Annotated in this window: 21 protein-coding genes and 3 pseudogenes; 12 read left to right on the forward strand and 12 right to left on the reverse strand. The window is 55.5% G+C overall.

Annotation, left to right across the window (positions count from 1 at the left end; translation table 11 throughout):
* Positions 1–58: 58 nt before the first annotated feature.
* A complete protein-coding gene (gene lpxC, locus CGZ77_RS11145; RefSeq protein WP_036495686.1) occupies positions 59–979 on the reverse strand; it encodes a UDP-3-O-acyl-N-acetylglucosamine deacetylase in 921 nt (306 codons plus the stop codon).
* 504 nt (positions 980–1,483) lie between these two features.
* On the opposite strand from lpxC, the gene CGZ77_RS11150 reads away from it, so the two are divergent.
* Both CGZ77_RS11150 and ubiG read left to right on the forward strand, forming a co-directional pair.
* Positions 1,484–1,900, forward strand: a complete 417-nt coding sequence (locus CGZ77_RS11150; protein ID WP_009425545.1) for a hypothetical protein — start codon at positions 1,484–1,486, stop codon at positions 1,898–1,900.
* Positions 1,901–2,007: 107 nt separating this feature from the next.
* A complete protein-coding gene (ubiG, locus tag CGZ77_RS11155; RefSeq protein WP_009425544.1) occupies positions 2,008–2,736 on the forward strand; it encodes a bifunctional 2-polyprenyl-6-hydroxyphenol methylase/3-demethylubiquinol 3-O-methyltransferase UbiG in 729 nt (242 codons plus the stop codon).
* Positions 2,737–2,774: 38 nt separating this feature from the next.
* Here the strand turns inward: ubiG and tsaA are convergent, their stop codons facing one another.
* Positions 2,775–3,443: a tRNA (N6-threonylcarbamoyladenosine(37)-N6)-methyltransferase TrmO gene (gene tsaA, locus CGZ77_RS11160; RefSeq protein WP_009425543.1), complete on the reverse strand. Its 669-nt coding sequence runs from the start codon at positions 3,441–3,443 to the stop codon at positions 2,775–2,777.
* Positions 3,444–3,542: 99 nt separating this feature from the next.
* On the opposite strand from tsaA, the gene CGZ77_RS11165 reads away from it, so the two are divergent.
* The 7 genes from CGZ77_RS11165 (at position 3,543) to gltX (ending at position 9,723) form a co-directional block, all read left to right on the forward strand.
* Positions 3,543–4,181 (forward strand): nicotinamidase, encoded by a 639-nt coding sequence (locus tag CGZ77_RS11165; protein ID WP_009425542.1) that lies wholly within the window; start codon positions 3,543–3,545, stop codon positions 4,179–4,181.
* Positions 4,182–4,250: 69 nt separating this feature from the next.
* The gene (waaC, locus tag CGZ77_RS11170) at positions 4,251–5,240 is read left to right on the forward strand and encodes a lipopolysaccharide heptosyltransferase I (RefSeq protein ID WP_009425541.1); all 990 of its coding nucleotides are present in this window, start codon (positions 4,251–4,253) and stop codon (positions 5,238–5,240) included.
* Positions 5,237–5,983 (forward strand): electron transfer flavoprotein subunit beta/FixA family protein, encoded by a 747-nt coding sequence (locus tag CGZ77_RS11175; RefSeq protein WP_009425540.1) that lies wholly within the window; start codon positions 5,237–5,239, stop codon positions 5,981–5,983. Before waaC ends, CGZ77_RS11175 begins: the two co-directional genes overlap by 4 nt.
* Before the next feature lie 11 nt (positions 5,984–5,994).
* Positions 5,995–6,927 carry an electron transfer flavoprotein subunit alpha/FixB family protein gene (locus CGZ77_RS11180; protein ID WP_009425539.1) on the forward strand — a complete coding sequence of 311 codons (933 nt, stop codon included), beginning with the start codon at positions 5,995–5,997 and terminating at the stop codon, positions 6,925–6,927.
* A 125-nt stretch (positions 6,928–7,052) separates the two neighbouring features.
* Complete coding sequence (locus tag CGZ77_RS11185) at positions 7,053–7,682, forward strand: YigZ family protein (RefSeq protein WP_009425538.1); 630 nt, start codon at positions 7,053–7,055, stop codon at positions 7,680–7,682.
* Positions 7,675–8,223, forward strand: coding sequence for a methylated-DNA--[protein]-cysteine S-methyltransferase (locus tag CGZ77_RS11190; RefSeq protein WP_009425537.1), 549 nt, complete (start codon positions 7,675–7,677; stop codon positions 8,221–8,223). The genes CGZ77_RS11185 and CGZ77_RS11190 overlap by 8 nt, the downstream gene beginning before the upstream one ends.
* 105 nt (positions 8,224–8,328) lie before the next feature.
* Entirely contained in the window at positions 8,329–9,723 is a 1,395-nt protein-coding gene (gene gltX / locus CGZ77_RS11195; RefSeq protein ID WP_009425536.1) for a glutamate--tRNA ligase, read from the forward strand.
* Between the two features lie 235 nt (positions 9,724–9,958).
* Here gltX and CGZ77_RS11200 read toward each other — a convergent pair.
* The 9 genes and pseudogenes from CGZ77_RS11200 to CGZ77_RS11240 form a co-directional block, all read right to left on the reverse strand.
* A pseudogene (locus CGZ77_RS11200) lies at positions 9,959–10,213 on the reverse strand (IS1595 family transposase); the annotation flags it as partial.
* A 122-nt stretch (positions 10,214–10,335) separates the two neighbouring features.
* A complete protein-coding gene (gene rplI / locus CGZ77_RS11205; RefSeq protein ID WP_009427508.1) occupies positions 10,336–10,788 on the reverse strand; it encodes a 50S ribosomal protein L9 in 453 nt (150 codons plus the stop codon).
* A 16-nt stretch (positions 10,789–10,804) separates the two neighbouring features.
* Positions 10,805–11,035: a 30S ribosomal protein S18 gene (gene rpsR / locus CGZ77_RS11210; protein ID WP_002641495.1), complete on the reverse strand. Its 231-nt coding sequence runs from the start codon at positions 11,033–11,035 to the stop codon at positions 10,805–10,807.
* 6 nt (positions 11,036–11,041) lie between these two features.
* On the reverse strand, positions 11,042–11,338 hold the full coding sequence (gene priB / locus CGZ77_RS11215; protein ID WP_009427509.1) for a primosomal replication protein N: 297 nt from the start codon (positions 11,336–11,338) through the stop codon (positions 11,042–11,044).
* Positions 11,339–11,704: a 30S ribosomal protein S6 gene (gene rpsF, locus CGZ77_RS11220; RefSeq protein WP_009427510.1), complete on the reverse strand. Its 366-nt coding sequence runs from the start codon at positions 11,702–11,704 to the stop codon at positions 11,339–11,341.
* Positions 11,705–11,806: 102 nt separating this feature from the next.
* The gene (yfaE, locus tag CGZ77_RS11225; protein ID WP_036496859.1) at positions 11,807–12,112 is read right to left on the reverse strand and encodes a class I ribonucleotide reductase maintenance protein YfaE; all 306 of its coding nucleotides are present in this window, start codon (positions 12,110–12,112) and stop codon (positions 11,807–11,809) included.
* Between the two features lie 61 nt (positions 12,113–12,173).
* A complete protein-coding gene (locus tag CGZ77_RS11230; protein WP_009427512.1) occupies positions 12,174–12,551 on the reverse strand; it encodes a hypothetical protein in 378 nt (125 codons plus the stop codon).
* Positions 12,552–12,626: 75 nt separating this feature from the next.
* Entirely contained in the window at positions 12,627–13,760 is a 1,134-nt protein-coding gene (nrdB, locus tag CGZ77_RS11235) for a class Ia ribonucleoside-diphosphate reductase subunit beta (protein WP_036496861.1), read from the reverse strand.
* A gap of 162 nt (positions 13,761–13,922) precedes the next feature.
* Positions 13,923–14,981, reverse strand: coding sequence for a Gfo/Idh/MocA family protein (locus CGZ77_RS11240; RefSeq protein ID WP_009427515.1), 1,059 nt, complete (start codon positions 14,979–14,981; stop codon positions 13,923–13,925).
* Positions 14,982–15,034: 53 nt separating this feature from the next.
* Between CGZ77_RS11240 and CGZ77_RS11245 the strand changes: the two are divergent.
* Together CGZ77_RS11245 and CGZ77_RS11250 are read left to right on the forward strand one after the other, a co-directional pair.
* A pseudogene (locus CGZ77_RS11245) lies at positions 15,035–15,277 on the forward strand (IS1595 family transposase); the annotation flags it as partial.
* A gap of 247 nt (positions 15,278–15,524) precedes the next feature.
* On the forward strand, positions 15,525–16,655 hold the full coding sequence (locus tag CGZ77_RS11250; RefSeq protein ID WP_094031181.1) for an IS481 family transposase: 1,131 nt from the start codon (positions 15,525–15,527) through the stop codon (positions 16,653–16,655).
* Here CGZ77_RS11250 and CGZ77_RS11255 read toward each other — a convergent pair.
* The gene (locus tag CGZ77_RS11255) at positions 16,598–17,215 is read right to left on the reverse strand and encodes a hypothetical protein (RefSeq protein WP_232504838.1); all 618 of its coding nucleotides are present in this window, start codon (positions 17,213–17,215) and stop codon (positions 16,598–16,600) included. The two genes, CGZ77_RS11250 and CGZ77_RS11255, sit on opposite strands and share 58 nt — an antisense overlap.
* A gap of 34 nt (positions 17,216–17,249) precedes the next feature.
* On the opposite strand from CGZ77_RS11255, the pseudogene CGZ77_RS11260 reads away from it, so the two are divergent.
* Positions 17,250–17,456, forward strand: a pseudogene (locus tag CGZ77_RS11260) (DNA polymerase); the annotation flags it as partial.
* Between the last annotated feature and the right edge of the window lie 170 nt (positions 17,457–17,626).

Genomic DNA, 17,626 nt, shown 5'->3' on the forward strand with positions numbered 1-17,626 from the left:
CGTTTCCCACCGCGTTTTCACTTTGTTGAAACTTTGTTTTCAGACGGCGGGAAATGTTTTACGGCTCTTGTCCGTCAACACGGAAAAAGGCGGGCGGCAGGCCGGTGTTGTCGGGAAATTCCGCCCATTCGTAGGCGCTTTCGTCGGCAAAGAGAGCGCGCAGCAGGGCATTGTTGACGGCGTGGCCGGATTTGTAGCCCTCGAACGCGCCGATGATGGGATGGCCGGCGATGTAGAGGTCGCCGATGGCATCGAGGATTTTGTGGCGGACGAATTCGTCGGGGTAACGCAGGCCTTCGGGGTTGAGCACGTCGGTGTCGTCGATCACGATGGCGTTGGACAGGTTGCCGCCGAGGCCGAGGCCGTGCGAGCGCATCATTTCCACTTCGTGCATAAAGCCGAAGGTACGGGCGCGGGCGATTTCGTCGATATAGGACTGGCCGGCGAAGTCGATTTCAAAAGTGGGCGCGCTGCGGTTGAACACGGGGTGGTCGAACTCGATGGTGAGGCTGACTTTGAATCCGTTGTAAGGCGTGAAGGCCACGCGCTTGCCTTCGGTTTCAACGGCAACAGGTTTGACGATTTTCAAAAAACGCTTCTGCGCTTTCTGATCGACGATGCCCGCATCCTGCAAAAGATAAATGAAGGGCAGGCTGGAACCGTCCATAATCGGGATTTCCGGCGCGTCCAGCTCAATCAGGACATTGTCGATGCCGTAGGCCGCCAGCGCCGACATGATGTGTTCTATCGTGCCGATGCGCACGCCGTTTTCGGTGACGACGGTGGACGACAGGCGGGTGTCGTTGATAAGGTAGGGCGTGAGTTTGACGATTTCGCCCTGTTCGCCCGCCAGGTCGCTGCGGCGGAACATAATGCCCTCGTTTTCCGCAGCGGGATGCAGGGTGAGCGTCACGCGCTCGCCCGAATGCAGGCCGACGCCGGTGGCGCTGACGGATTTGGCCAGGGTTCTCTGCAACATGGTTTTTTCCTTATTGAAAAGCCGTCGCATGATACGGCAAAGCGCTCTTTGCGGCAGCAGCGGCATCAATAGATTTTCGCAATCTTTTCAGACGGCCTTTTTAGAGACGGAAAAAAAAGCGGGAGGCAGTGGATAAAGAAAAACTGTCCACAAAACAGAAAGGCCGTCTGAAAAACATCCACATTTTTCCCAAAACACAAAGATGCGTTTTACGCAGGTTTTTATCTGCCGGTAAATATTGAAAGAAAAAGGAAAAACCGGTTTATCCACAAAAGAGGCGGCGCATCATCCAAATCGTCTTTTTATATATTTAATTTTTTGGTTTGTGGTTTGGCTCAACCGCGTTTTCAGACGGCCTCAAAAGGGTCAGGCCGTCTGAAAAGGCAAAAGCGGCAAAACCCGTTTGCGAACGGTAAAAAAACAGGCTTTCAGACGGCCTGAATCCGATATAATCCGCGCCTGTTGCCGCGAGCGCGGCTTTGTTTTCCGGGATTGGAGAGAATTATGAAAAAAACGCTTTTGGCCGCGCTTTTATCTGCCGCCGCCGCTTTGTCCTGCGCCGCCGACAACAGCCGCATCGGCCGTTTGGAAGCCGAAATCGCCGCCATGAAACAGCGCATCGCCGAATTGGAACGGCAGGCCGGCATATCCGCCCGACCCGCAGCACCCGCCGGAGAACAGACAAACGGTTCTGCCCCGCCCAGACTGGTGGCACCGACCGCCGCCGATTTTGCCGACGGCAAAGCCCGACTCACCAATGTGGTTTACGAATGCGGCATTTATGTCAACGGCCAGCGTTACGAATCACGCAACCGTGTCAAAGCGGCAGCGATGGCGGCAGCAAAACAGTCTTGCCGCGAAGAGGAAAGCAATGCGCTTTCGTGCAGCGAATCGAATATTTTGTGTACCGAGTGGAAATAAGTTGAAAGCATACAGGCCGTCTGAAAAGGTTTCAGACGGCCTTTTTCCGTCCGCCTCGGGCGGTTTCGGCTAAAATACGCCGCATTGTCTTTATAGTGGAGGAAAGCATGAATCAGGACGCGCAAAAGCCGAACGTGGATCACGGCGAAATCGACAAATTCAGCCGGTTGGCGGAAAAATGGTGGGACACCGAGGGTGAGTTCAAGCCGCTGCACGACATCAATCCCTTCCGGCTCGACTATATCGACGGTTTTGCCGATCTGGCGGGAAAAAAGGTGCTGGATGTCGGCTGCGGCGGCGGCATTTTGAGCGAGAGCATCGCCAAACGCGGCGCGGTCGAAGTGCTGGGCATCGATTTGGCGGAAAAATCGCTGGAAACCGCGCATTACCACGCGCAGGCGCAGCAGTTGGACAATTTGTCCTACCGCTGCGTCAGTGTCGAAGATTTGGCAGCGGAAACGCCACACGCCTACGACGTAGTGACCTGCATGGAAATGATGGAGCACGTTCCCGATCCCGCTTCGGTGATCCGTGCCTGCGCCAAGCTGGCCAAGCCTGACGGAATGGTGTTTTTCTCCACCATCAACCGCAACGCGAAATCTTATCTGCACGCGATTTTGGGGGCGGAATACATTTTGAACATCGTGCCCAAAGGCACGCACGACTGGCAAAAGTTCATCACGCCCGCCGAGCTGGCGCGGATGTGCCGCCAGGCCGGGTTGGATGTGGCCGACAGCAGGGGTTTGGGTTACAACCCGCTATTGCAGCGTTATTTTTTAAGCGATAAGGTGGATGTGAACTATATGGTTGCCTGCCGCCCGGTTGCGGCCGCTTGAACTGTTTGAGCATGACGGAGGCCGTCTGAAACCCGTTTTCAGACGGCCTCTGCCGACAGAATCACCGCCGTGTGCCCGTTTATGCGGAATTTCACCGCCAGCCCGGCGATTTCCATTACATAAACCCGTTCGGGAATGTCCTGATAGGCGGGGCGCGGGTCTTGGGCGACGGATTGCCCGATCAGGCTTTTGAAGCCGTCTGAAAGATCTGCCGCGTCGGTTTGCCAAACCACATCGAGCAGCGGCGGCGTTTCGACGGCGAAACCGGCCGCCGCGTCGGGTTTGGCTTCGACAAAGGGAATATAGGGTTTGATGTCGACCACCGGCGTGCCGTCGAGCAAATCTGCGCCGCTGCAACGGATGCTGATGCCGCCAGCGCAGTCAATGTCTTCCAGTTTCAGCAGCGACAGGCCGAGATGGTTCGGCCGGTGCGGGCTGCGGGTGGCGAACACGCCCATTTTCCGTTTGCCGCCCAAACGCGGCGGCCGCACCAGCGGCGACCAGCCTTCGTCTAACACGCCGTGGAAAATGAAATGCAGCCAGATATAGCCGAAATTTTCCAGCCCGCGCACCGAGTCTTCGTTGAAACGCGGGTCTAAAACAATGCGGACTTCCGCCGCCGGAACCAGCCCGGGCTGGCGGGCAATGCCGAATTTCTGCGTATAGGGGGAAACGACGCGGCCTATGGTTTCGATGGTGTGGCGCATTGTGGATAACTGTGTTGAAAAGTTGTGCGGATTGTAGCACGGGGCAGGGGCGGTTTTGCTATAATGCCGCCCTGTTTGTAAACGTTAAGGCGGGACGCCATGATTATTTCGATAGACGTCGATGCGCAGAAAACCTTTACCCCGCTTTGTCCGGCGGAGCTTCCCGTAGCAGGCGGCGACGCCATCGCAGCGGAATTGAACGCACAGGCGGCCTTGGCGGATCTGCGGGTAATGACCAAAGACGCACACAGCCCGCAGGCAAAATGGCTTGTGGATAATCCTGTGGATATGTTGCAGCCGACCGGTTTGAAAAACGCGGATTTGACTTGGGTTGCCCACGCCGTAATCGGCAGCGAAGGTTACGCCCTGCTCGACGGCCTGCCCGCATTGGACGGCTACGATTTCTGCGTATGGAAGGGCGTCGATCCCGAGCTGCACCCCTACGGCGCGTGTTATCACGACATCGAAGAACGGTTGAGCACCGGCCTGATCGAATGGCTGCATGCGCAAAATGCCCGTTTTGTTTTGGTGGGCGGACTGGCCACCGACTACTGCGTCAAACATACCGTGCTGCAACTCTGCCGTGGCGGAGACTGGCAGGTTATCGTCAACGAAGCAGCCTGTCGCGGCATCGCCGAAGAAACCGTTGCTTTGGCGCGGCAGGAAATGCAGGCGGCGGGCGCATTATTGCTGCCGAACGCCGAAAAAATAAAACAATATTTAAAATCAAATAATTAATTGTGTTTCACGTGAAACATGTAATGTGAAATACGCAAAACTGCCTTGCGAGCAGATTCCTGAAAATCCATGAAAGTCCTACTGGTGCGCCTGTCGAGCATGGGCGATTTGATACACACTCTGCCCGCCGTCAGCGATTTGGCGTGCATGCGCCCCGATGTCGAACTGCACTGGCTTTGCGAGGAGGGTTTTGCCGATATTGCCCGCCTGCATCCTTTCGTGTGCAAAGTCCATACTTTGAGCTGGCGGCGTTGGCGCAAAGAATTGGCAAAACGGGCGACTTGGCAGGCGATAGGCCGTCTGAAAGACAGTTTGCGGCAGGAGCGTTTTGATTTTGCCCTCGACAGCCAGGGTTTGCTGAAAAGCGTGTTGCCTGCGAAGATGGCCGGAGTGCCGGTTAAAGGTTTGGATAAACACAGCGCGCGCGAAAGTTTGGCGGCATTTTTTTATACACAGACTTTTTTCGTGCAAAAAGGGCAGGATGCCGTATTGCGCAACCGCTTGTTGTTTGCCCAAGCCTTCGCTTATGAGATGCCGTCTGAAATGTCTTTCGGCGCGCTTGTACCGGAAAATATCCGTTTGCCGAATCCGAACCATCCTTATTGCGTTGCCCTTCATGCCACCAGCCGCGACAGCAAATTATGGCGGCAGGGAAACTGGCGTGAACTGATGGCGAAGCTGCACGAATTGGGCGGTTATACCGTTTATCTGCTGTGGGGCAATGCACAAGAATTGGCGCGGGCGCAGAAATTGGCCGACGGCCTGCCTTATGTCCGAGTGTGTGAAAAAATGAATTTATTGCAGGCGGCCGCACTGCTCGACGGTGCGCAATGCGTGGCGGGTGTGGATACCGGCCTGCTGCATCTGGCCAACGCGTTGGACAAGCCTCTGGTCGGCATTTATACCGACACCGACCCGCAGAAAACCGGTGTCCAACAGTCGGCCAAAGCGCGCAATATCGGCGGCGTCGGCCAAATGCCGGAGACAGAAGAAGTTTATCGTTTATTGTTGGAATGTATGGCGGCGCAGCAGACAGGTTGCCAGGGAGAGGAAAAATGAAAGCATTGGTTGCGGTAAAAAGGGTGGTGGACTACAACGTCAAAGTCCGTGTGAAAAGCGACGGATCGGATGTGGACATCGATAATGTGAAAATGTCGATGAACCCGTTTGACGAAATCGCCGTGGAAGAAGCCGTCCGCCTGAAAGAAGCGGGCAAAATCGGCGAAATTGTCGCCGTGTCGCTGGGCGGCAAAAAATGCGAAGAGACCCTGCGCACCGCTTTGGCAATGGGTGCCGACCGCGCCGTCCATGTTGAAACCGAGGTCGCTTTGGAGCCGCTGGTAGTGGCAAAGCTGCTGAAAGCGGTGGCGGATAAAGAGCAGCCGCAAATCCTGCTGCTGGGCAAACAGGCCATCGACGACGATGCTAACCAAACCGCACAAATGCTCGCCGCGCTGTTAAACGCGCCGCAGGGCACGTTTGCCGGAAAAGTGCTTATCGAGGGCAACGAAGCCCTTGTTACCCGCGAAATCGACGGCGGTTCGGAAACCGTTGCCCTGAAGCTGCCCGCCGTTATCAGTGCCGACCTGCGCCTGAACGAGCCGCGCTACGTCAAACTGCCGCAGATTATGCAGGCCAAGAAAAAACCGCTGGAAAAAACCACGCCGGAAGAATTGGGCGTGTCCACCGCTTTGCGTTTGCAGGCCGTGCGCTATGCCGAGCCGAAAGCGCGGCAGGCAGGCGAAAAAGTCGGCAGCGTTGCCGAATTGGTGGAAAAACTGAAAGCTGCCAAAGCGGTTTGAGGAGGATAAAGATGAACGTTTTAGTGATTGCCGAACACGACGGCCAAACCCTAAATCCCGCCACGCTGCACGCCGTTACCGCCGCCGCCAAACTCGGCGAAGTGCATCTGCTGGTTGCCGGCAGCGGCGTGGAAAACATTGCCGCGCAGGCCGCACGGCTTGAGGGCGTAGCCAAAGTGCTGACCGCCGATGCGCCGCATTACGCCGACGGCTTGGCCGAAGAACTGGCACCGCTGGCCGTATCGCTGGCTGCGGAATACCGCTACCTCACCGCCGCTGCCGACGCCTTCGGTAAAAACCTGATGCCGCGCATCGCCGCGTTGCTCGATTGTCCGCAGGTTTCCGACTTGGTGGAGATCGTCGACGCCGATACCTTCGTCCGCCTGATTTATGCGGGTAACGCGCTGGTAACCTTGAAATGCACAGAAGCCAAACTGGTTCTGACCTTCCGCACTACCGCCTTTGAGGCCGCAGGCAGCGGCGGCAACGCGCAAATTGCCGCGGTACCCGCCACGCCCGCGCAGAATCTGAGCCGTTTTATCGGCCGCGAACTGCCGCAGCTGGAACGCCCCGAGCTGACGCAGGCCAAAGTCGTAGTGTCCGGCGGCAAAGGATTGGGCAGCAAAGAAAATTTCGATGCGTTGATTCTGCCGCTGGCCGATGCCTTGGGTGCAGCCGTCGGCGCATCGCGTGCGGCGGTGGATGCCGAATACGCGCCGAACGATTACCAAGTGGGGCAGACCGGCAAAGTCGTCGCGCCGGAGCTTTATATTGCTGTCGGCATTTCCGGCGCAATTCAACACGTTGCCGGCATGCAGGACAGCAAAACCGTGGTCGCTATCAATAAAGACCCCGAAGCGGCGATTTTCAATGTCGCCGATTACGGCATCGTCGGCGATTTGTTCGAAATCGTCCCGGAACTGACCGCCGCGCTGAAAGCCTGATTTATCCGCATATCCGGCATTTCTAGGCCGTCTGAAAACGTTTTCCGGCTTTCAGACGGCCTCTCGGATTGTTGGCAGGCTTATTCCGGCAATAATCCGTCCGCTTTATAAGGCCGTCTGAAACCATGTCTCCCGCCACCTATCAAACCCTTGCCGCACCCGTCGAAGCCGAGTTCAAAGACAAAGGCAGCCGCTTCATCGCCTATGCCTATCCCGTGCGCAGCGCGGAAGATGTGAAAAACCATGTCGAACGGCAGCGGCAGGCGCACCACAAAGCGCGGCATTGGTGCTATGCCTACCGCTTGGGTACGGACGGCCTGCAATTTCGCGCCAACGACGACGGCGAACCGTCGGGCAGTGCCGGCCGGCCGATACTCGGGCAAATCGACTCCTTTGCCGTAACCGACACGCTGATTATCGTCGTACGCTATTTCGGCGGCACCCTGCTCGGCGTGCCCGGCCTGATTCACGCCTATAAAACCGCGGCCGCCGAAGCCCTGAAAGCGGCGGAGATTATTGAAAAAAATATTGAAAAAACCGTTTTTCTGCGCTGCGGCTACCCGCACTTAAACGACGCCGTACGCATTGCCAAACAACATCAGGCCGAAATCGTCGCGCAGGATTTGCAGCTCGACTGCCGCCTCACCGTGCGCGTGCCGCTGGCAGCCTATGAGAGCTGCTTGGCCGCATGGCGGCAGACGCGGCAGATGGAAATCGACACCGACGGACAAAGCGGAGAACAAGAAAATGGCTGAAACCGATTACGCCGCACACGGCATCACACTCAACCGCGTGGAAATCGACACACCGCTGGGTGAAATGGCTGCCGTCTTTTCGCCGCACGGCCTGTGCCTGCTCGAATTCACCGACCAAAAAACGCTGGACAGGGAATTACGCGCCCTGAACGCGCATTACCGCCCGTCCGCTATTACCGCCGTAGAAAACGAAGCCGCAGCCGCCTTGCGCCGCCGGTTAGACGAATATTTCGCCGGTTCGCGGCAGCAGTTCGACCTGCCGCTTGATTTGGTCGGAACGTCGTTTCAAAAACAGGTTTGGCGCATCCTGCTCGACATTCCCTACGGCCAAACCCGCAGCTACAAAGCGCAGGCGGAAATCTTCGGCAATGCAAAAGCCGTCCGCGCCGTTGCCGCCGCCAACGGTGCCAACAAAATTTCCATTATCGTTCCCTGCCACCGCGTAATCGGCAGCAGCGGCAGGCTTACCGGCTACGCGGGCGGCCTACCGCGCAAGCAGGCACTGTTGAACTTGGAAAGCGGCAACGCATCCTTATTTTGAGGCCGTCTGAAAAGCCGTTTTTGCCTTTCAGACGGCCTCTATCCGGTATTCCAAGGCAAAAGGCCGTCTGAAACCCCAAACCCATTCCCCATCATCGGAGACATCATGACCGTCAAAACCCGTTTTGCCCCCAGCCCCACCGGCTATTTGCACATTGGCGGCGTACGCACCGCCCTGTTTTCATGGGCGTTTGCCCGCTACCACAAAGGCGAATTCCTGCTGCGCATCGAAGACACCGACCTCGCCCGCTCCACCGCCGAATCCGTCAACATCATTCTCGACGGCATGAACTGGGTCGGCCTCAACTACGACAACGCCGACAACGTCGTGTACCAAACCCGCCGCTTCGACCGCTATAAAGAAGTCATCGCCCAACTGCTCGAACAAGGCCATGCCTACTACTGCTATTGCAGCAAAGAAGAACTCGAAGCCATGCGCGAAAAAGCCGAAAAAGAAGGCACGGCCACTTACGACCGCCGCTGGCGGCCGGAAGAAGGCAAAGTATTGCCGCCGGTACCCGAAGGCCGCGAGCCTGTTGTGCGCTTCAAAATGCCGCTGGAGGGCGCAACCCATTGGCGCGACTTGGTCAAAGGCGATATCACCATTCCCAACGAAGCGCTCGACGACCTCATCATCGCCCGCGCCGACGGCACGCCCACTTACAACTTCTGCGTGGTGGTGGACGACTTCGACATGGGCATCACCCATGTGATACGCGGCGACGACCACGTCAACAACACGCCCAAGCAAATCAACATCTTAAAAGCCGTCGGCGCCACGCTGCCCGAATACGGCCACCTGCCGATGATACTCAACGAACAAGGCCGCAAAATCTCCAAACGCAGCGGCGACACCGTAGCGATTACCGAGTTTGACGCCATGGGCATCCTGCCCGAAGCCATGCTCAACTACCTCGCGCGGCTCGGTTGGGCGCACGGCGACGACGAATTTTTCACCATGCAGCAGTTTGTTGAATGGTTTGACCTGAAAGACGTATCCGCTTCGCCCAGCCGCATGGATTTGAAAAAACTCTACTGGATCAACGGCGAACACATCAAAATCACGCCCAACGGCAAACTGGCCGCGCTTTTGAAAGAGCGTTTGGCCATACGCGGCATCGCCGACACCGCCGCGCCGAATCTGGAAGACGTACTTGCCCTCGTCAAAGACCGCGCCCAAGATTTGAACACGCTCGCCGACGAATGCCTGTATTTCTACCAAAAACAAACGCCCGCCGAAGCCGACGTACAAAAACACTGGGACGAAGAAGCTCCCGCCCGCATGCTGCGCTTTGCCGACCGCCTCGAAGCCTTAAACGAGTGGACAGCCGAAGCCATCCACGCCCTGTTCAAACCCTTCTGCGACGAAGAAGGCATCAAAATGGGCAAACTCGGCATGCCGCTGCGCCTGGCCGTATGCGGCACAGCCAAAACCCCGTCGGTCGATGCCGTGCTGGCACTCATCGGCAAAGAAGAAGTATTGCGCCGCATCCGTGCCTGATGCAGAGAAAAAAGGCCGTCTGAAATCCGAATTTGGATTTCAGACGGCCTTTTCGCGTCGTATGTAGGGTGTGTACGCAGCAACGCACGCAGTTTGCCACTTAAATACAGCGTCGGCCAACGTTTAAAAGAGTAGTTTCAACAGAGTGAAAACCGCTAATCTGCAAATATAGTCAAACAAAATAAAAAATATCCAACAAAGCCTGCTCAAAAGACAAACAGCCGGACATCACTTTCCCCAGATGCCGTTTGATATTCGCCCGTCCGCCAAAATAACTCTCGTCCAACTCAATTGAGCCGCCAAAAACCGTATCGGCTTCCAATGAAAGATGATGGCTGATGACTTCGCGAATCTTGCGGTAAAACAGCACTGCCGAATTAGGGTGGATGCCCAATAAATCAGCAGCCGAACGGGCAGTAACTTCGAGTACAAAAAACTGAAGCAGTTTCTTTTGAATACTCTTTTTTAGTTTACAACGGGTTATCTTCATTTTTTCAGTCTAACATGACTGCTTATCTAGTACAGCCCCTTTTGATAACTCCGAAGGAAACAAAAACCGCATCCGGTAAGGGATGCGGTTTCCAGTATGCCTGATTGCAGGCTGCCAAAAGATTATTCGGCAGCAGCAACGACGGCAACAGTAATTTTGGCAACGGCGTCGGTGTGCAAAGCCACTTCTACTTCATATTCGCCAACGGCTTTGAACGGGCCTTCGGGCAAACGGACATTGGCTTTTACAGCCTCCACACCGGCAGCAACGATGGCAGCAGCGATGTCGGCATTGGTAACCGAGCCGAACAGACGGCCGTCGACACCGGCTTTCTGCGCGATGGTAATGGTTTGTCCGTCCAGTTTTTCCCTGCGTGCCTGCGCATCAGCCAGGATTTCGGCTTGACGTGCTTCCAGTTCGGCACGGCGGGTTTCAAATTCGGCTTTGTTGGCTTCGGTTGCGCGTTTCGCTTTACCTTGGGGAATCAGGAAGTTGCGGGCATAGCCGTTTTTAACGGTAACGATGTCGCCCAAGTTGCCCAAACCGCCGATTTTTTCTAACAGAATAATTTGCATGATTTACGCTCCAAAATTATTTGTGTTGGTCGGTGTAAGGCAGCAGCGCCAAGAAGCGCGCGCGTTTTACGGCAACCGCCAGCTGGCGCTGGTAGTGCGCTTTGGTACCGGTAATGCGGGCAGGGATGATTTTGCCGTTTTCGGTAATGAAGTCTTTCAGCAGATCGACCTGTTTGTAATCGACTTCTTGGATTTTTTCAGCCGTGAAACGGCAGAATTTTCTACGTTTGAATGTTTGACGAGCCATGTCGTTTTAACCTTTATATTCTTGAATGTTCTGTATCCGCAGTATCGGTTTGGGATGGCGCTGGCTCTTGGCGGCAATAAAGCCGCCGACTTGAACCGTGCTGTTTTCCCGATGCTGCCATATCAAAGCGTCCTTACCGACGATTTTGGCCTGGATTTCCAAGCGCACCGTACACGGACGGTTGTTTTCGCTCTGCATTGATTTGTGTTCGAGCAGCAAATCCAACACAGGTACACCCGCAGGCGTATAACGCAGCGCACCGCATTTGGCGATGCGGGCGGTAAGGATCAGGAGGTTGTCCAATTACGCTTCGGCAGTTTCCTGCTGGGGATTCAGCAGATTTTTCGATTTCTCTTCCTTCATCATCGGAGAGGCTTCGGTCACTGCGTGTTTGGTTTGGATGGTCAGATGGCGCAGAACGGCATCATTGAAGCGGAAACCGGTTTCCAGCTCTTCAATAACGGCCGGAGTGGTTTCGACGTTCATCAGTACATAGTGCGCTTTGTGGATTTTGTTGATCGGGTAAGCCAGTTGGCGGCGACCCCAGTCTTCCAAACGGTGAATGACACCGTTGTTTTCGGTTACCAGTGCTTTGTAGCGTTCAACCATGGCGGGCACCTGCTCGCTTTGATCGGGATGAACGATAAACACGATCTCGTAATGACGCATGTTATCTCCTTACGGTTTAAAAACAGTCTGCCGCCATGCGGGTGCGGCAGACAAGGTTGCAAAGAGCGGCATTATAGCGGCCGCAAAACGGGCGCGCAAGTTTTAAAGCGTGTCGACGCCGAACAAATCGGACGCAAACAAATCCGGCTCTTTCACGCGCTCGCGGCAGTCGATTTTGATGTCTTCGCTCACGCGGCAGCAGCAGGGCAGGATTTCGCCGGGCGCGACGAAAGCCAGCGGGAAATTGTCGTAAGACACGCGGCCGCTGAGGATTTTGACGCGGCACGAGCCACAATAGCCGCTGCGGCACTGGTATTCGACCTCGTGGCCGGTGCGCTCCAAGCCCTCCAAGAGCGTTTCGCCGTCTTGCAGCTCGAAAGTTTTGTCGTGTGTGCTGATGAGTGCCATGTGTGTTTTAGGGCATAGAGGCCGTCTGAACAATGTTTCAGACGGCCTTAAATATATAAATTCAAATAATCAAGCCTTTTTCCCACAAGGCCAAAACGACATGAAGCTGGCTGTTATATTTTTTTTCATTACCCACAATTTCGCGCCAAAAAACGGATTTTTTCTGATTTGCCCATTCGGGATCATTTTTTAAAAGGCTGACCGCTGCAACGGCATATTCTCCGTTTTTGGAATGTTTGGTTTTGACTTTTTCCGGGTTGATTCCTTTAACCAACCCCGCACGACACAATCCCAAAAATGCATTCTTTGGGCATCCTTTTTTTCTAATTGACTCCTTGATGGGAAATGATGCCGCAATCTCCGTCCAAGCTTGTTCCATATCTTCATATTTAGAATATGATTCAGCTGCTTTTACCGCAATGTCGCCATAAATCTTCATTTTTGGTTATACCTTGAGGATTGAAAAGAGATTTTCAGACGGTCGGTTACGCCCAAAGGCCGTCTGAAACGCGGTTTACAGTTCGAAATCGCCCAAATCGTCCGCGCTGACTTCCGAATCAATTTGACCGATTAAGTAAGAAGAAATTTCCACTTCCTGCGGCGCGACCTGCACGTTGTCGGACGACAGCCACGCGTTAATCCACGGAATCGGGTTTTGGGTGGCGCCTTCGAATCCGGCAGGCAGACCGACCGCCTGCATACGCAGGTTGGTGATGTATTCGACGTATTGCGCCAGAATTTCCTTGTTCAAACCGATCATCGAACCGTCTTTAAACAGATAGGCAGCCCATTCTTTTTCCTGCTCCGCCGCTTTTTTGAAGAGTTTGAAACATTCGTCCTGCAATTCGACGGCGATTTCCGCCATTTCAGGATCGTCGGCACCGGCGCGCATCAGGTTGAGCATATGCTGCGTGCTGGTAAGGTGCAGGGCTTCGTCGCGGGCGATGAGTTTGATGATTTTGGCGTTGCCCTCCATCAGCTCGCGCTCGGCAAAGGCAAACGAGCAGGCGAAGGAAACGTAAAAACGGATGGCTTCGAGCACGTTCACGCACATCAGGCAGAGATAGAGTTTTTTCTTCAATTCGCGCAGTTTCACGACCACGGTTTTGCCGCCGACTTGGTGCACGCCCTCGCCCAAGAGGTTGTAATACTGGGTGTATTCGATCAAATCGTCGTAGTAGCAGGCGATGTCTTCGGCGCGGGCGATGATGTATTCGTTTTGCACGATGTCGTCGAACACGACAGACGGGTCGTTGACGATGTTGCGGATGATGTGGGTGTAGCTGCGCGAGTGGATGGTTTCGGAAAAGCTCCACGTTTCAATCCATGTTTCCAATTCGGGAATCGACACCAAGGGCAGCAGCGCGACATTGGGGCTGCGGCCTTGAATGGAATCGAGCAGGGTTTGGTATTTTAAGTTGCTGATGAAAATGTGTTTTTCATGCTCGGGCAGATTGGCGTAGTCGATGCGGTCGCGCGATACGTCGATTTCTTCCGGCCGCCAGAAGAAGGAAAGCTGTTTTTCAATCAGCTTTTCAAACACTTCAAATTTCTGCTGGTCGTAGCGGGCGACGTTGACCGGCTGGCCGAAAAACATCGGCTCTTTGAGCGCGTCGTTTTTCTGTTTGCTGAATGTGCTGTATTGCATGACGAGGTGTTCGCAGGACATGGTGGGTCTCTCTGTATGGGTGGGGGAGGCTACCTGAAAACGGGTTGGCGGGTTTTGGCTGCGCCGAAGCTGCGCTTTCAGACGGCCTTTTCAGGTAGCCTTTAAACGGGTTAAACCGTGTGCGTGGCAAAGCCGCACTCCCTACGGCTGCGGATTTGCCGCCAAATCGAACACGCGCTGCTGGTGTTCGGCGGCGTAGGCAAAGTCGGGGACGGTGTGTGTGCCGTGGTGCAGGTCGTGCCACACGGCGCGATAGGTTTCGACCAGGCATTCGGCGGGGGTGCTGTGGGGCGGCAGGGTTTGGCTTTGGCCTTCGCGGATGATTTCGATGGTGAGCGGTTCGTATTGGATGTGGCCGCTGTTGGCGGTGATGACGAGGCTGAGGTGTTCGCATTCGATTTGCATGGCCAGCCCGCTGCCGCCGCCGAGGTAAACCACGTCTGTGAGCGCGCCGTTGGTGTGGCGGGCTTGGTAGAGGACGTGGTCGGTGGCGGTGCGGCGGAGGGTTTGGCCGTTGTCTTTGCGGCGCACTTGGGGGTGGAGGCAGGCGGTGAGGGCGCGTTCGAGGGGCGGGTGGCCGGTCAGCAGGTTGAGGGCGGCGAGCATGTGGGCGAACGGGATGGTGAGGGTGTTGACGCCGTTTTCATGTTGCTGGGCATAGAGATAGCGCGGGTCGATGAGGGCACCGCCTGCGGGGTTGCTGCCGCGCACGGTGCAGCTGAGCAGGCGGCCGGTTGCGGGGTCGTCGAGCAGGGCTTTGATTTTGCGCACGTAGGGGGAGGTGGGGGCTTGCAGGCCGATGAAGGTGCGGCAGCCGTATTTTTCGGCGGTTTGTTGCAGGGCGCGGGACTGTTCGGGCGTGGTGCCGAGCGGCCATTCGCAGTAGATGGCTTTGCCGTAGGGGGCGATTTGTTCGATAAGGGCTTGATGTTGGGGGAGGCTGACGGCGACGACGATGAGGCCGATGTCGTCGCGGGCGGCGAGTTCGGCGGGGGTGTCGCTGTAAAACGGCACGCGGTATTTTTCGGCGGCGAGTTTGGCAGAAGCGGTGCTGCCGGCGGTGAGGCCTTTGATGGCGAACAGTTCGGGCAGGCGGGAGAGTGAGGGGTAGTGCGCCATCGATGCCCAGCCGCCGCCCGCGCTGAGGCCGATGATGCCGACGTTGGTTTGTTCGGGGGCAGATACGGAGGGGGTGGTCATGGTGGTTTCCTTTTGGGGCTGTACTAGATAAGCAGTCATGTTAGACTGCAAAAATGAAGATAACCCGTTGTAAACTAAAAAAGAGTATTCAAAAGAAACTGCTTCAGTTTTTTGTACTCGAAGTTACTGCCCGTTCAGCAGCTGATTTATTGGGCATCCACCCTAATTCGGCAGTGCTGTTTTACCGCAAGATTCGCGAAGTCATCAGCCATCATCTTTCACTGGAAGCCGATACGGTTTTTGACGGCTCAATTGAGTTGGACGAGAGTTATTTTGGCGGACACCGCAAAGGCAGATGTGTAGACGAGACCGGCCTGACAAAGAGGCCTTCTGAAACCCGTTTCAGACGGCCTCAAAGCAGTGTCGGCCAAACTAAAACCCGAAATGCTGCCTACGCCTACGCCGGGATACCGTTTTTGAAACCGCCAACCCCGTCGCGCACCAAACTCCCTCCCCCGCGCGTGTACAGACCGGACACAAAGGTAACACCCGTACGAAGACATAGGTAACACTTCCCCCGTCCCAACAGACGGAATCCCTACCATGCCTTGGAGAGAAACCACCGTGTCCCGAGAACGACAGGAATTTTTAACCCTAGCCCGACAACCCGACCGCAACATCAGCCGTCTGTGCCGACAATTCGGCATCAGCCGCAAAACCGCCTACAAATGGCTCAAACGCGACAGCACCCAAGAACAATCCCGCCGTCCGCACAACAGCCCGAAGCAGACAGGCAACCAAACCGAACAGCAGGTACTCGCCGTACGCGACGAACATCCCGCATGGGGCGGCCGCAAAATCGCCCGCATACTGCAGCGCGAGCACGGCATACACATCGCCCCCAGCACCATCACCTCCATACTGCACCGCAACGGACGCATCATTCACGAAAACACCCATGCGGCACACAACCGGCAGCGTTTCGGGCATCCCTACCCCAACGCATTGTGGCAGATGGATTCCAAAGGCCATTTCGCCACCGACGGCGGCCGCTGCCACCCGCTGACCGTTATCGACGACCGATCGCGCTACAACATCATCCTGCGCGCCCCGGCAAACGAGCACAGGGAAGGCGTACAGGCAGCATTGACCGAAGCATTCAGACAATACGGACTGCCCGACAGAATCAACACCGACAACGGCGCACCCCGGGGCGACAGCGCGCAAGGCGGACTGACCCGCCTGGCCGCATGGCTTATCCGACTGGGTATCCGTCCCGGCCGCAGCCGTCCGCTGCACCCGCAGACCAACGGCAAAGACGAACGTTTCCACCGCAGCCTGAAAGCCGAAGTGCTCAAAGGCAGAACCTTTGGCGGACTAATGCAGGCACAGCAGGCATTTGACAGCTGGCGGCACTGCTACAACCACGAAAGGCCGCATGAAGCACTGGGACTGGACACCCCTTCGCAACACTACCGCAGCAGCCCGAGGGAATTTCCCGAACACTTGGCACCGGTCGAATACCTGCCGGGAGACTTGGTGCGCAAAACGGACACCAACGGCCACATCAGCCTGCCGGGTCGGCAGGTACGCATCGGCAAAGGGCTGGTCGGACAAGCCGTAGCCTGCCGTCCGGTACAAAGCGAAGACGGTGTGTACGAAGTCTGTTTCTGCTTCTACCGCCTCGGCCGGATTGACCTGAACTCTTTATCCTGCGTATATTCGTCGCGGTAGAAAATATAGGCGATTTGGTACAGTGGCAGGTTTTCAGACGGCCTTTGGGCTTTGGCTGCCGTTTCCATATCGTTTCCCGCCATGAAGCCCTGTTCGCTCAATCGCCGGTAGGAAGCGTCAATATCGGGCTCGCGTATCCAATTACCGCGCCTGTTGAACACCAGGCAGCAGCCTGAAGCTTCGACGTTGCCGACTTTGCCGTACAGGCGGAACTGGTTTAAATCGTTTACCCGCGAAGAAAAGCAGGCAAAAAAGGCATTGTAGGGGCTGGACTCTGACAGGTTTTCCAAATCCGGCTCCTGAATGCCCAAAAAGTCATACAGGCTTTTGCCTTCATAGGGGTCGTTCATATAGGCTGAGCTGTTCATCCGCATTTTGCTGGCGGCGATGCTTTCCTGATTGGCCTGTTTTTGTCCTATACCCAATAATTTTTCGCATACGGTGGGGCTTGTGTAATGCGCCAGCGGCTTGTCAAACTCAATCGGGTCTATGCTCAATACTGCTAAAATTGCAGCGATGTTTTCTTTCAGACGGCTGTTTATCTTTTTATTTTTAGACAATTTTTGTTGGATATGCTCTTGTTTGGATTTCGCCGTATCCCACCGCCTGCATTCAGACGGCCTACAAAGCAAACTGATTATGCAGGTGCATGATGAATTGGTATTGGAAGTGGTTGAAAACGAATTGGAAACCGTAAAAGAAATGCTGCCGCAAGTGATGGCCGAAGTGGCGCAAGGCCGTCTGAATGTACCGCTGCTGGCGGAAGTGGGAGTGGGTGGAAATTGGGATGATGCGCATTGATTCGGACAAACCGCAGCGCACAAAACCGCTTGAGCCGAAAAGGCCGAACAATATGGATAAATAACGGGTAAGTAATGGAAAACGATTTAATTGACCAAGGCATTGAACTCTTTAACTCTGAAAAATATGCCGAAGCTATTCAAAAGCTGGATGAGGCTTTAGAGACAGCA

Origin of the sequence: Neisseria sp. KEM232 (assembly GCF_002237445.1) — a bacterium.
Taxonomy (GTDB): Bacteria; Pseudomonadota; Gammaproteobacteria; order Burkholderiales; family Neisseriaceae; genus Neisseria.